At 63.3% G+C, this 12,331-nt stretch carries 12 protein-coding genes and 2 pseudogenes; 9 read left to right on the top strand and 5 right to left on the bottom strand.

Features of this window, described 5'->3' with window-relative positions; all coding sequences use genetic code 11:
* Window positions 1–60: 60 nt before the first annotated feature.
* On the bottom strand, window positions 61–246 hold the full coding sequence (locus ABIB42_RS24095) for a chemotaxis protein CheB (protein WP_429249114.1): 186 nt from the start codon (window positions 244–246) through the stop codon (window positions 61–63).
* 330 nt (window positions 247–576) lie between these two features.
* Here ABIB42_RS24095 and ABIB42_RS24090 point away from each other — a divergent pair, with 330 nt between their 5' ends.
* The gene (locus ABIB42_RS24090) at window positions 577–843 is read left to right on the top strand and encodes a transcriptional regulator (protein WP_157225561.1); all 267 of its coding nucleotides are present in this window, start codon (window positions 577–579) and stop codon (window positions 841–843) included.
* Window positions 844–1,270: 427 nt separating this feature from the next.
* Here ABIB42_RS24090 and ABIB42_RS24085 read toward each other — a convergent pair.
* Window positions 1,271–3,364: pseudogene (locus ABIB42_RS24085) on the bottom strand (putative bifunctional diguanylate cyclase/phosphodiesterase).
* Window positions 3,365–3,788: 424 nt separating this feature from the next.
* Between ABIB42_RS24085 and phaP the strand changes: the two are divergent.
* The 3 genes from phaP (at window position 3,789) to ABIB42_RS24070 (ending at window position 6,097) form a co-directional block, all read left to right on the top strand.
* A complete protein-coding gene (phaP, locus tag ABIB42_RS24080; protein WP_429249113.1) occupies window positions 3,789–4,406 on the top strand; it encodes a TIGR01841 family phasin in 618 nt (205 codons plus the stop codon).
* Between the two features lie 100 nt (window positions 4,407–4,506).
* The gene (locus ABIB42_RS24075) at window positions 4,507–5,469 is read left to right on the top strand and encodes an extracellular catalytic domain type 1 short-chain-length polyhydroxyalkanoate depolymerase (protein ID WP_229409790.1); all 963 of its coding nucleotides are present in this window, start codon (window positions 4,507–4,509) and stop codon (window positions 5,467–5,469) included.
* Window positions 5,470–5,821: 352 nt separating this feature from the next.
* Window positions 5,822–6,097, top strand: a complete 276-nt coding sequence (locus ABIB42_RS24070) for a hypothetical protein (protein WP_005667020.1) — start codon at window positions 5,822–5,824, stop codon at window positions 6,095–6,097.
* Between the two features lie 20 nt (window positions 6,098–6,117).
* Here the strand turns inward: ABIB42_RS24070 and ABIB42_RS24065 are convergent, their stop codons facing one another.
* Together ABIB42_RS24065 and ABIB42_RS24060 are read right to left on the bottom strand one after the other, a co-directional pair.
* On the bottom strand, window positions 6,118–6,393 hold the full coding sequence (locus tag ABIB42_RS24065) for a hypothetical protein (RefSeq protein WP_005667021.1): 276 nt from the start codon (window positions 6,391–6,393) through the stop codon (window positions 6,118–6,120).
* A 164-nt stretch (window positions 6,394–6,557) separates the two neighbouring features.
* Window positions 6,558–6,800 carry a hypothetical protein gene (locus ABIB42_RS24060; protein WP_005667024.1) on the bottom strand — a complete coding sequence of 81 codons (243 nt, stop codon included), beginning with the start codon at window positions 6,798–6,800 and terminating at the stop codon, window positions 6,558–6,560.
* Between the two features lie 378 nt (window positions 6,801–7,178).
* Between ABIB42_RS24060 and trhA the strand changes: the two genes are divergently transcribed.
* The 5 genes and pseudogenes from trhA (at window position 7,179) to ABIB42_RS24035 (ending at window position 10,859) form a co-directional block, all read left to right on the top strand.
* Window positions 7,179–7,796: a PAQR family membrane homeostasis protein TrhA gene (gene trhA, locus ABIB42_RS24055; protein WP_005667027.1), complete on the top strand. Its 618-nt coding sequence runs from the start codon at window positions 7,179–7,181 to the stop codon at window positions 7,794–7,796.
* Between the two features lie 219 nt (window positions 7,797–8,015).
* Window positions 8,016–8,252 (top strand): hypothetical protein, encoded by a 237-nt coding sequence (locus tag ABIB42_RS24050; protein ID WP_005667029.1) that lies wholly within the window; start codon window positions 8,016–8,018, stop codon window positions 8,250–8,252.
* A 53-nt stretch (window positions 8,253–8,305) separates the two neighbouring features.
* Window positions 8,306–9,340, top strand: a complete 1,035-nt coding sequence (locus ABIB42_RS24045) for a GGDEF domain-containing protein (protein WP_040776214.1) — start codon at window positions 8,306–8,308, stop codon at window positions 9,338–9,340.
* A gap of 568 nt (window positions 9,341–9,908) precedes the next feature.
* Window positions 9,909–10,052, top strand: a pseudogene (locus ABIB42_RS24040) (IS3 family transposase); the annotation flags it as partial.
* A gap of 189 nt (window positions 10,053–10,241) precedes the next feature.
* Window positions 10,242–10,859 carry a TetR/AcrR family transcriptional regulator gene (locus ABIB42_RS24035; protein WP_005667034.1) on the top strand — a complete coding sequence of 206 codons (618 nt, stop codon included), beginning with the start codon at window positions 10,242–10,244 and terminating at the stop codon, window positions 10,857–10,859.
* Between the two features lie 155 nt (window positions 10,860–11,014).
* Here the strand turns inward: ABIB42_RS24035 and ABIB42_RS24030 are convergent, their stop codons facing one another.
* Window positions 11,015–12,328 carry a carbohydrate porin gene (locus ABIB42_RS24030; protein WP_157225563.1) on the bottom strand — a complete coding sequence of 438 codons (1,314 nt, stop codon included), beginning with the start codon at window positions 12,326–12,328 and terminating at the stop codon, window positions 11,015–11,017.
* Window positions 12,329–12,331: the final 3 nt, after the last annotated feature.

Genomic DNA, 12,331 nt, shown 5'->3' with positions numbered 1-12,331 from the left:
TTCTGCTGAATACTGCTTCACACGATCTCTCTTGCCCGTCCCCGGTTGGTATTTACTTCATCAGGTGACGCGACAACTATTCTGACACCGGGGGCGACCCAGAATGTCAGGAATGATGCTTTTTTGCGAACCGATGTGCGTGACAATGAGAATGGCCGAAGGAAAGTCATGCGGCAACATAGGCAAAATGATTTTGAGTGCGTCGAGCGCGCCGGCTGACCCGCCGATAACAACAATTTTCGTCATCGTTCCTCCAGTAGTGATACCGACAAAGCTACCGGAAAATATCAGCAGAGGGCGCGGGCCATGGTGCCTGGGCTGGCGGTCTCCAGGCGTCTCGTACCGCGCGCGGATAAAGCCGGCAGCGGCGCGATTCTAGCCGATGCATCCCCCGGTCACCCAGGCGTGACACGTTGTTGTTCCGTGGTCCGCGCGGCTCTGGCTGCCGCCGGCCCTTGCGCGCATCGATCAGGCTCGCGACCAGGGCGGCTGCGGGCGCATGCCTCGCAGGCGCAGACGGCGATTCCTGCATCGTGCTAGCATGGGATTCATTGTTACCACTATCGGGGATCTGCCATGGAACTGATCGAGCCTGACGAGATGGTGCGATATGGGCAGGTTCTGAGAGCATGGTCTTGCGACCCTGCAGGTTTTGAACTGCATGAAGTGGATATCACCGATCCGTGTAGTGACGAGTTGTACCCTATCAAGGGTTATGTCGACATCCGTCGCAATTCGACTGCGCAACGCAGGCAATATCCGACCGGGGACGGCACGGCATGGGTTGAGACGTTCGAACGCGATCTGGCTGCAGGACGATTTGGCCAGGTCCGGTCGGCCTGATGGATGCCGAAGCGCCGATGGTGGCGTGTCCATGCGTTGCTTGCCTGACCTTGGGCTGCACCTTTGTTTTACTCGCCAGCGATTTCCGACCGAATTCCCGGACATTAAATGTTCGATCACACATGGCGATATAGCCATATTCAAACGGAGAAGATCATGAGCAAAAGTCAGGAAGCAAAGAAAACCACCAAAAAAGAACCTGCCAAGACGCCAAAGGAAAAAAAGGCGGACAAGAAAATAAAGAAAGCGGAGAAATTGCGCCAGCAATAAGACCTTATGGCGAAATCATCGCCGGTAGAGGTTGCCTCGACAAGAACCGCGCACCTCGTTCGGGGTTGCAAAAACGCCGGTACGAGTTTGCGCGCTTGCCGGCGGCAGTGGACGATGCCATGGCATCGACACCGTGACATGGCGCAGTGCAGGGCGCTCAGCCACACCCTCCGTTGTCGAGCATTGCCTGCATCTGCACCGCGTTCACCGGTTGGCTGAACAGGTAGCCCTGGCCTTCGTTGCAGTTGTGGTCCTTGAGAAAAGCGAGCTGCGCCTCGTCCTCGACACCCTCGGCGATCACGCGCTGGTTCAGGTTCTTGCCCATGTCGATGACCGCGATGACGATCGCGCCGTTGCGTCCCGCGCCCGTTCCCGACTCGATCGCCTTGACGAACGACTGGTCGATCTTCAGTACGTCGATCGGGAATTCATGCAGGTAACTGAGGCTGGAGTACCCGGTGCCGAAGTCGTCGACCGCGATCTGTAGGCCCATTGCCTTGAACCTGGCCAGCAGGAGGGCGCTGGCGGCGACATCGTGCATCAGCACGCTCTCGGTCAGTTCGAGCTGGATATGGGCCCGGTCCACGCCGGTGGCATCGAAGATCGCGAGCGCGTGAGCGAAAAAATCCCGATGGCGAAATTCCACAGCAGAGATGTTCACCGCGAGCGAAATGTTCGAGATTCCAATGTCGCGCCAGCGTACCAGCTGCGCGCATGCTTCACTCAATACCCAGCGTCCGATTGGAACGATCAGGCCGCATTCCTCGGCAATCGATACGAAACGCTCCGGCATGACCAGTCCCCATTCCGGGTGCTCCCAGCGCAGCAGGGCTTCGACACCGGTTATGCAATCGGTTTGCAGGTCGATCTTGGGCTGGTAGTGCAGCGTGAATTCGCCGCGTTCCAGCGCCCGGCGCAAGCTGGTCTCGATCAGTTGCCGCTCGACGGCGCGGGTGTTCATGTCCTGGCGGAAAAACTGGTAGTTATTGCGCCCCAGGTCCTTGGCGTGGTACATGGCGGTGTCGGCGTTCTTGATCAGGGTGGCGGCATCGGTCCCGTCGAGCGGAAAAGTGCTGATGCCGATACTGGTCGAGGTATGCAGTTCGTGCGCGCCGATCACGAATGGCGCCGACAGTGCCAGCAGGATCTTGTCGGCCGCCGACGCCGCATCGCGCGCACGCCGTTAATTTGCCAGAAGGATCACGAACTCGTCTCCGCCATGGCGGCTGACCGTGTCGGACGTACGAACGCAGGCGACCAGGCGCTGCGATACCGCCTGCAGCAAGCGGTCGCCGACCGAGTGTCCCAGGGAGTCGTTGACGTGCTTGAATTTGTCCAGGTCCAGGAACAGCAGCACCGGTGAGGTGTCGTTGCGCCTTGACATGGCGATGGCCTGGGTGATGCGGTCGTTCAGGAGGGCGCGGTTGGGCAGGTTGGTGAGGAAATCGTGCTGCGCCAGGTGCCGCATCTTGGCCGTCAGTGCCACGGCCTCGGAGATATTCCGGAACACCATCACGGCGCCAACGAGCTGCCGATCCCAGTCGTGGATGGGTGCGGCGGAGTCTTCGATCGGAATGCGCAGGCCCTGACGTGAAACGAGTATCGCGTTGCCGCTCAGGTTCGCGGGCTGGTTGGTATGCAAGATGGCGTCGGCGGGGCTGGTGATCGTGCGTCCGCTGTCCGCGTCGACCAGATCGATCACTTCCGCGACGGGCCGTCCGCGTGCCTCTACACGCGACCAGCCGCAGGCCAGTTCGGCCGCAACATTCAGGTAATCCACGCGCCCGGCCATGTCGACCGAGACAACGGCATCGCCGATCGAGTTCAGCGTGATTTCGGCACGTGCCTGGGCAAGGTACCAACCCCGCTCCACCTTCATGCGTTCGATGATGTTGCGCAGCGACTGCGGCACCAGATAATTGTCGAAGAAACCCTTTGACAACCAGCCCTGCGCCCCGCGCTGGACCGCTTCGACGGCATCGGCCTCGTTGTCGAGTCCGCATAGTGTGAGGATCGGTGTATGACGTGCTGCTGCGTACAAGCGGTCGAAGCAATCCAGGCCCTGGCTGTCCGGGAGCAGCAGATCGACCAGGATCGCATCGATCTGGCCGCCCTGGATGCGGCGCAGTCCATCTGCCAGGGTGGCGGCGTCTTCCAGTACGAAGGGCCCATCGCGTGCATTGCCCAGCGCCTGGCGCAGGATGCGGACGTCGTTCGCATCGGGAGAGAGGATGAGCACTCGATAAGACATGGCGTCTCCGGCTGGCATCGGTGGGTAACCTCATCGCGCATCCTACAACCTGCTTCGCATGGGCCGATGTGGAGCAAAACACATTATAGCGGCCGGCATTTTATTGTCAAATTAACAAAAATAAATAGCGCAGCAGTACTCCGTGGGACTGTCAACGGCGCTGCCGCGCCCGCATGTGACCATCCATTCCGGGTGTATTCCCGAGCAAGGTCTTGCCGCCTGACATGGTCTGAAAATACATGGGCGAATCGGCCACATGGACGCGAGAAAAGAGCGCATAGTGTGGAGGTCAAACGCGATCCGACCTGATCGTTCTCTCCCAGCGGGCACCTGCCACGCTGCCATTCCCGCCAGACTTGTCAACGCATTGCGTCCGGCGCTTGCATCCAATCCCATTCGATCTTCATGCCTTGAAAGGTACGCCATGTATCCGTTTCCCCAATCCGTCAATCCCGCCCTGCGTTCGCATATCGAGGCCCGGACCGCATTCATGAACGAGCTGTCGCAAACAGTGCTGCGCTCTTTCCAGCAGCTCTTCCAGCTCAATATGCAGCTGGGCCAGACCCTGCTCGAGGAGGCCACTGGCGCGGCCCAGCGCATGCTGAGCGCCGATCGTCCCGCCGACGCCCTGTCGGCGGCGGCCTCGCACGCCCAGCCCGCCACCGACAAGCTGCGCTCGTACCAGCAGCAACTGTCGCCAGTTGCCGCCGCCACCCAGGTCGACCTGAGCCGCGCGAGCGGGCAGCATGTGCAGGAGACCTCGCGTACCGCGCGCACGCTGGCCGATGAAGTTACCCGCATGTCGGCCGGGGAAGCCGACAAGGGCCTGCGCCAGCAGGAGGAAACCGTCAAGAATTCGCGCGACGCGTTCTTGCAAGAGGCGCAGCGCGGCGCCAGCATCGGCGCCCATTACCTGAACCAGCTCCAGGGCGAAGCCGCAGGGGCGACGCCCGATTGCCAGGCCGGCCCGCCGCGCAACCCCGGCAACGGGCAAGGCGGCAACAGCCAGGCCGACAACATGGCGGAGTCGCCGCCACGCTGATCTCCCATCCTCCCCCGGCCCCGGGGGCAGGCCTTGCGGCGGCGCCGACCATGCGGTCGCGCCGCCGCTTGCATGTGCACGGCTTTTTTGGATCACCTCATTGGGCAATCAAACCATGTTCAACGCCTTTCTCGATGCCTGGTCATCGATGGCCTTGCCCTGGACCGGCGCGCCCGTCCCGGGCGTTTCCGGCAGCCGGTTCGTTCACGGATTGCACGACGACGGTAAGCGTGCGCTGCACTACCGCCTGTTCATTCCCGGCGGCGAGCGGGGCCCCATGCCGATGGTCGTCATGCTGCACGGTTGCGGCCAGGACGCCGCCGATTTCGCCGCGGGCACCGGCATGAATGCGCTCGCCGACGAGCAGGGTTGCCTGGTCCTGTATCCGGAACAGTCGTGCAGCGCGCACTGGAACAAGTGCTGGAACTGGTATGACCGGACCCATCACCGGCGTGGCGAGGGCGAGCCGGCACTGATCGCGGGACTCACCCATCGCATCATGGCCGAGCATGCTGTCGATCCCGGACGCGTCGCGGTCGCGGGCCTGTCCGCTGGCGGCGCCATGGCAGTCATTCTGGGGCGTACCTATCCCGACCTGTTCAGCGCGGTCGGCTGTCACTCGGGACTGGCGCATGGCAGCGCCAGCAGTGACGCCGACGCGCTGCTGGCGATGCGCACCGGCGCCGCTCCGTCGCCACCAGCGGCGCCCTGCGCGCACGGCGCCGTGCCCGTCATCGTCTTCCATGGGGATGCCGATGCAACGGTCCATCGCACGAACAGCGGCAGCGTGATACGCCAGTTTCTCGACAGCCATACGCAGCACCGGCGCGCGGCGGATGCCGGCGTCGCCGTGGTGGCAGAGACGGGACGCAGCGGCTGGCGCGCATTTACCCGCCACGTGCATCGCGAACGCACGGGCGGCATAGTGGCCGAGGAGTGGACCGTGCACGGGGCTGGCCACGCCTGGTCGGGTGGTGACGCGCGTGGCAGCTACACCGATGCATGCGGACCGAATGCCAGCCAGGAGATGTTGCGCTTCCTTATCGGCTGCATGGATGCCTGAGCGGCGTCAGGTTCGGCGTCGAGCAAGCCGAACTATCGCTGCTGCTCCAGCCGTTTTGCACGTTCGCCATGCATCCCGGCCGCGCTGCATCGGGAACGGGACTCGGCCTGGCGATCCCGCGCAGCGTGCGCCGGGCACATGGGGGCACGGTGTCTGCCGACAGCGCCGGGCGGGGGCAGGGCATGCGCCCGAAATTCGTGCTGCCGGTGGTGCTCGACGCGACGGTTGCCTGAGCCGGGCCGGGCGACCCGGGACGGCCGGTCGCCTGTCGCGGCGCCCGGCCAACAGCGCGCCCGCCTTCTGGCAATGCGCGTAGGCTGGACATGCCGGTCACCAGATCCTGGGAGAAAACATGAAGACGCCCGAACCCGCGAACACATTTCGCGGCCTGCCCTTGACCTCGGAGCACGACAGCGAGATCAGGCATTACATTCATGCCAGGGAGCGTAGTGGCCTGCCCTGGGATACGCCGGAGTTGCAGGCGATGCTCGCAGACATGCTGGACCCGCCAGAAACCGACCAGGAAGACCGCCGCTCGCTTTCGGGCAGCATGGACATGGAGCGGGCGGCCGTGGTCCTCGATGGCGGGAGAGACCTGGACCGGGCCGATCCTTTCCCCGATTCGTGAAGCGCTGGCTGGTCCAGGATTCAGTCGGAAGGGCGCGGGGACTGTCGGAGAAGTGCCGCATCGATTCTGGCTTTTGCGATGCGGATCACGCTCAGGTGCGCGTCCGCAGCGCTGCGTTGTAAATTGACCAGGGAACCTCTGACTGGGTGCTCGCCTTCCTTGAACGCATGGAAGTGTCCCAACCACATCGTGGGCTGATTCTGCGACGGCGTAGTCGCCCACTCGATCATGTAGCCAAGGTATGGCTCGTCGAGCATTGTGAATTCCATGGTGTTTGTGTCAGCGCGGTTTTCCATGATTGCTCGAATGTTGACGAATGCTGTGCGAGTCGGACGTGCGCATCGCGCCGATGAAAGCGCACTGCTGCCGGCCGTAAGTGAAAGTGGCGCTGGATGGTAGCCATGCCGCTGTCGGTGTGGGAATGGCAGAACGCGCGAGCATGCGAAAGAATGCTCGCGCTTCAATGAATATTCGGAATGTGTCGATTGTCGATCCACTTGCGCGCATTGTCGAAGGAATTGCTGACGGCTTCTTCGGCGGTCAGGAATCCCTTGGTCCCGGTCGCCTGGTGATGGCAAAGTGGGAAGGTCGCATGTTCGCTTTCATAGATCGTGAAAATGGCCATGAAACGTCTGCGGATCGTCTCGACCGGATTCGCCACGATGGTATAGCCTTTGTAATGCGATTTTGACTCGGCGTGCATGGAATGCTCCTTGGTCACGAAGCCACAGTAGCACGAAACCAGATACCTGCTGCATCTGGCAAAAAATATAATTTTTGTGTTCATCGGCCTGATTCTAGACTGGCGAATGCGTACCCGTATCGACCGCCTGAATGCCATATCAATCGATGCTATCGTGAGCAATCATCGCGCACGCGGCATCCGATCCGCAGCCCAGGCGCTGGCGAGGAATCACGTTTCGCCGGAGGTGGCGCTGCGCGTGCCGACCCGCCCATGGCGGCGTCGCGTCGCGCGCAGCGGGATCGCTGTTTTCGGGCATCGGGTACCCGAGTGACGCACCTTGGCCGGCCACGCGGGCTGTCCGCACGCAGGCCGAGCCTTTCCAGTGAAAGGCGGCGCATGGTTCACGGTGAACGCTTCAACAGCATCACGCATGCCGTGGGGGCGGTGGCCTCCGTCCTGAGCGGTGTGCTGCTGGTGGGTGTGGCGGCGCGCAGCGGCGATGCCTGGAAAATCGTCAGCTTCAGCATCTATGCGGTCACGCTGCTGCTGCTTTACCTGACCTCCACCCTGTACCATGGCTTGCGCGGCGCAACCAAGGATGTGCTGCGCAAGATGGACCATTGCGCCATCTACCTCCTGATCGCGGGCACGTATACGCCGTTCACGCTGGTGACGCTGCGCGGGCCCATCGGCTGGACGATGTTCGGCGTGGTCTGGGCCCTGGCCGTGCTCGGGATCGTGCAGGAGCTCCTGTATGCGAGGCGCGGGCGGGTCCTGTCGCTCGTCATCTACGTCGTGATGGGCTGGCTCGCCGTCGTCTGTATCGGACCCCTGGTCGATTCGCTCGGTCGCGCCGGCTTTGCCTGGCTGGCGGCGGGCGGCTTGTTGTACACGGCCGGCATCGTCTTTTATGCCACCGACCACAAGGTGCGCCATGGTCACGGGATCTGGCATCTGTTCGTCCTGGCCGGCAGTATTTGCCACTACACCGCCGTGCTGTTGCATGTGGCCTGAGGCCCGACCGCAGCCGCCCGTCGGCTCGGCTGACGCTCGGCTGGCCACGGCGCGCCAACCGCACGCAGCGGTGGAAGAGCGCATGCGCCATGCGCCGCCACGAAAAGCGCTGGTCCCCTGGTGGTGCGGCGCGTATGATGAATCGCACCGCCGTTTGAAACAATGGCAAGCATCATTCCGATGTGTCGCCCGGTTTCAGCGTATTGTGATGGAGAATCGATGCTGATCAACGAGCGTCAGCGGCGCCGCGACGGGCCGGCGGCGGATGCCGTCGCACGCGGGCTGAACATCCTGGCAGCGCGCAATGCCGAAATCGCCAGACGCTATATGCGGCACAAGCATGTTCCTGAGCATGTGATTGCGCGCGTACTCGGCCATCCTTCCCTGCGCCGCCGCGAGAGCGCGGGACAAGCGGTCTCGGAAGCGATCACCCCGTCGTCACCGGACGATCAATAGCCCGCAGCCGTGGCCGCGGACCAGACGCCAGCAGAGAGCTACCAATGACACACATGACCGAACGGGACCTTGACCTGGAAGCGCGGCAATTGCGCGCCTTGCTCACCATGTCGCGTGAATTGATGCAAGCCGACAAGCCCTTCACTGCGCTCGCGCTGGCAGGCCGGGCCATGGCGGAACTGACGCACATCGACAGTGCCTTGCTGCTGGTGCGCGGCGAGATCAACGAGTGCATCGCTTTCGACCATGCGGGCACACCGACCAAGGGGGCGTCCGGCCACGATCGGTACCGCATGGCGTTGGCCCGGCTGGACAGCGGAGCGGACGAGCCTGCAATGGTGGACCCGTGCACGATGCTGGTGGGCGTGCCGACCCGGCACACCATGGCCGTGCTGGCCGCCGGTTGGACCGGCGATGCGGCGCCAGAGACCTGGGACGTACGGCGCCGCCTGCTCAGCACGATTCTGGAATTGGCCATCGCGACCCTGGGCCGGATCTCGGCGCGTACCTCGCTCGAGGCCCTGGTGTCGATTCAATACGAACAGATGGCGGGCACCGCGCTGGCACATGCCGATGAACTGGCCCGCCGCGACGAATCCGAAGGCGAGGCGCGCGCGCTCGCGCTGACCGACGTCCTGACCGGACTGAACAACCGGCGCGGCTTCTTCGTCCAGGCCGAGCACATGTTCAAGCTGGCGCGGCGCAAGCAGGCCGGTTGCGCCGTGATTTACGCCGATATCGATGGCCTGAAGCTGGTGAACGATCAGCTCGGCCATGCCGTCGGCGACCAGTTGATCCAGGACGCGGCCAGCGTGCTGCGCGAATCCCTGCGCGACAGCGACGTGCTGGCACGGTTCGGGGGCGACGAGTTCGTCGCGTTCGCACTCGACGATGCGCATCCGAGCGCGATCCTGGCGCGGCTTCAGGACAATCTGCGCGCGTTCAACCTGATGCAGGAACGCACCTACCTGCTCGCAGTGAGCGCCGGTGCGGTGAAATGCGATCCGGGCAGCGGAACGGCGTTGCTCGACTATGTGCAGTTGGCGGACCGGGAAATGTATCTGCACAAGCGCAGTTGCCTGCATTAGATGAATGCCCGGGAGTCGCTTTGCCCAATCTCAATGGAGGCCTTCATCGGATCGGGCTCTGCGCGCGTCCTCCCGCTCGTTCGTCCTGAGCTCAACAACATCAGTTCCACGCATTCTGAATCGCCGCGACAATCGTACACACTCCTTAGCCATAATTCTGGGCAGAAGCAGAAAGTATGAGTGGGAAACGGTACACAGCGAAGTGACGGCATGCCTCGGGGTAAGCATTCACAACCTGTACACTGAGCCGCTCCAGCTTTCGCGGGCACTGGTTTGTCTGGTAGTCTTAACAACTTTTTCTAGGCAGGTTCAATGCCTTGTCGGCAGATACGCGATTTGGAATCGCTCAGCCAAGAGGCCAAGCGCTGATCCAGGGGCCATAGTCGTGCTCCTGTCGTCAGCATTGTCGATGCCAACAGCGTCAGGTCCACCAAACCATACCCAAGTCCGAACAGGCGTTCGCGCTCGATCAGTTCCCTCACTTCCATCAGGCTGGCTCGCCGGGCATGTGGTAGCGTTCCGATGTCGGCGAGCGTGCGCGCTCGCTTGGGCGTCTACATTTCGACCCCGGGAGCGTGTTCGACGTCGAATCTACGTTACCCGAGACGAGGTCAGGCAGGACATCCTCGACCATATCGAGATGTTCCACAATTCCTGGCGCCGGCGCAGCGACAGCGATGACTTGTCGCCGGTCGAATATGAAACGCAGTATTTCCAACGGCTCTCGCGTGTCTGGAAGCGCTGTGGCGATTCATTGAGTGACGATGGCAGGTCACGCCACCGGTGCTTCCCTAGGCCAACTGCAATCGCGTCACCCCGTGGCGCCGGCGTTGCAGGGCATACGGGCGTGATCGTTTAGAATTGACCGATGACTAAAGCTAGCAGATCGAATACCGCGTCCATGAAAACAGAGCGGGACAGCACCCGCGCCCGAATACTGGATGTCGCCCTCCATGAGTTTTCCCGGCTGGGACTGAGCGGCGCCCGCATCGACGCGATCGCGGCCGAAAGTGGGCTCAACAAGGCCATGATCTACTACCATTTCGGCAGCAAGGAAGAGCTGTACGTTGCCGCGCTCGAGGAAAGCTATCGGCGCTTCCGGCAGATCGAGGGCGAACTGCAGATCGAGGAGGAACTGGCGCCGGAGGCCGCATTGCGCAGGCTGGTGGCCAGCAGCTTCGATTTCCATGCGGCCCACCCGGAATTCATCCGGATGGTGATGGGCGAGAACATCAACCAGGGCGAATACATCCGCAAGATTCCGGATCTGCGCGCGGTCAACCGCTCGGCCATCACCGTGCTGGAACGGCTGTGCCGGCGCGGCGTGGAGGAGGGCGTGTTCCGCCCCGACGTCGATCCGGTCGACCTGCACATGTCGATCAGCGCACTGTCGTTCTACAACGTGTCGAATCGCCACACCTTCAGCTATATCTTCGACCGCGACCTCGGGGCGCAACAGGTGCACGCCGCTCGCCGCGCGTCCGTGGTCGACACGATCCTGCGCGCCGTGCGGGCTTAGAACCTATCCCGATAGATGGCAGTCGCTTTCGGCGCGCCTGACGAACGTGTGCTGCGTTACTCGTCGTTGCATGGCTAGCCATGCGGCCTCCTCGCGCCTTGCCCACGCTCGCCATGCATCGCCACCAGCTTCCCGCCACCTACCGGGACAGGTTCTTAGAACGCGATGCGCAACTGGCTGCCGAGCGCGATCGCATCGTGGGTCGAGCGGTAGCTGAACGCGCCCGGATCGACGATGTACTGCACGCCGACCCTCACCCCCAGCCAGCGCCGCGGCTGCAGGCCGTAAGTCAGTTCGACCACGGATTCGCCCGCCGGCAGCGATACATAACCGGCTGTCTCCGGATTCGAGGCGGCGGCAAATTCGCGCAAGCGCGGATTGAGCTCGGCATGCACCAGGCCCAGCGCCAGCGTATCGGCATCCCTTCCCGCGAACGTGCCGGTCTTGACCAGGCCGGCCGAATACCAGCGCGTGATCTGGGCCGACTCGCGCGGATTGGCGGTGAACTGGCCGAACACGGCCACGCCGCGGCCGTTGGCGGCGTCGCGAGCGATCATCTGGTCGGCCAGCAGGTAGATGCCGTAGCGCTGCCCGACCGTGCCGGCCTGGCCCTGGCGCGGCGCGCGCGCCGAGTCATGGAACACGCCCAGCTTGTAGTGGCCGGGCAGCGCGGCGCTGCCCGGCGCGCTGCCGGGCGCATATTCAAGTTCCAGCGGCAGCAGCACGCCCACGGTGCCGGACGCGAACGGCTTGAAGGCATTGTGCTCGTCGCCCAGACGCGGATTGTTCTGGAAGGCGCCGCTGCGCAGCAGCAGCTCCGGCAGCAGCTTGTAGCGCACGGCGGCGCCCCAGCGCGCATTCGGGTAGTTGTACCAGCCGCTATTGCCCGACATGGAGAGCGGATGGGCGCAGAAGGCTGCGTTCACCAGCTGGCATCCAATCGCCATGCCGCCCAGATCATTGCCCATGGCGAAATAACCAAGGCGCAGGTTGAGCCGGCCGCCCAGCAGGTTCTGTTCGACGCTGGCCTCGCTCAGACGGGTATACAAGCCGCCGTAGACTTCCTGGACCGGCAGCCGGTTGCCGATGTAATCGGAAGAGATGCCGGTGCCGCGGCGGTCGTTGACGGTGAAGTGGACGGTGGCGCCGGACCAGCCGGCGAGGCGCTCCATGTCGAAGTCCACGCCCACGCGCAGTTGCTGGGCGTAGGCGCTTCCGCGCCGCTGCCCGCCGGCGACGTTGGCATAGGTCTCGGAGACATAGTCGCCCCGGAAGTTCACGCCGGCCCTGGCGTAGGCCGTGCGTGCGCCGCCCCAGTCGCCGGTGAGGGTGGAGGCGGCGCCGGGTGCCACGGCAGCGACCGCCGCCGGTGCTACCTTGCTCTGCGCCAGGGCATGCGCCGGGCCGAGCGCCATGACGGCCAGCAGGCCGGCGCTCATCGATAACCGCAATGCAGGATCAAGTTTCATTTG

This window comes from Massilia sp. UYP32 (genome assembly GCF_050434365.1).
GTDB lineage: Bacteria > Pseudomonadota > Gammaproteobacteria > Burkholderiales > Burkholderiaceae_D > Telluria > Telluria timonae.
This window is presented reverse-complemented; position numbering and strand designations above follow the sequence as displayed.

Bases quoted from the DNA above. Each gene is read 5' to 3' on its own strand.
- ABIB42_RS24030 (WP_157225563.1), bottom strand. From the start codon at position 12,328: ATGAAACTTGATCCTGCATTGCGGTTATCGATGAGCGCCGGCCTGCTG.
- ABIB42_RS24090 (WP_157225561.1), top strand. From the start codon at position 577: ATGGAACTGATCGAGCCTGACGAGATGGTGCGATATGGGCAGGTTCTG.
- phaP (WP_429249113.1), top strand. From the start codon at position 3,789: ATGTATCCGTTTCCCCAATCCGTCAATCCCGCCCTGCGTTCGCATATC.
- ABIB42_RS24065 (WP_005667021.1), bottom strand. From the start codon at position 6,393: ATGGAAAACCGCGCTGACACAAACACCATGGAATTCACAATGCTCGAC.
- ABIB42_RS24095 (WP_429249114.1), bottom strand. From the start codon at position 246: ATGACGAAAATTGTTGTTATCGGCGGGTCAGCCGGCGCGCTCGACGCA.
- ABIB42_RS24045 (WP_040776214.1), top strand. From the start codon at position 8,306: ATGACCGAACGGGACCTTGACCTGGAAGCGCGGCAATTGCGCGCCTTG.
- ABIB42_RS24060 (WP_005667024.1), bottom strand. From the start codon at position 6,800: ATGCACGCCGAGTCAAAATCGCATTACAAAGGCTATACCATCGTGGCG.
- ABIB42_RS24070 (WP_005667020.1), top strand. From the start codon at position 5,822: ATGAAGACGCCCGAACCCGCGAACACATTTCGCGGCCTGCCCTTGACC.
- ABIB42_RS24035 (WP_005667034.1), top strand. From the start codon at position 10,242: ATGAAAACAGAGCGGGACAGCACCCGCGCCCGAATACTGGATGTCGCC.
- trhA (WP_005667027.1), top strand. From the start codon at position 7,179: ATGGTTCACGGTGAACGCTTCAACAGCATCACGCATGCCGTGGGGGCG.
- ABIB42_RS24050 (WP_005667029.1), top strand. From the start codon at position 8,016: ATGCTGATCAACGAGCGTCAGCGGCGCCGCGACGGGCCGGCGGCGGAT.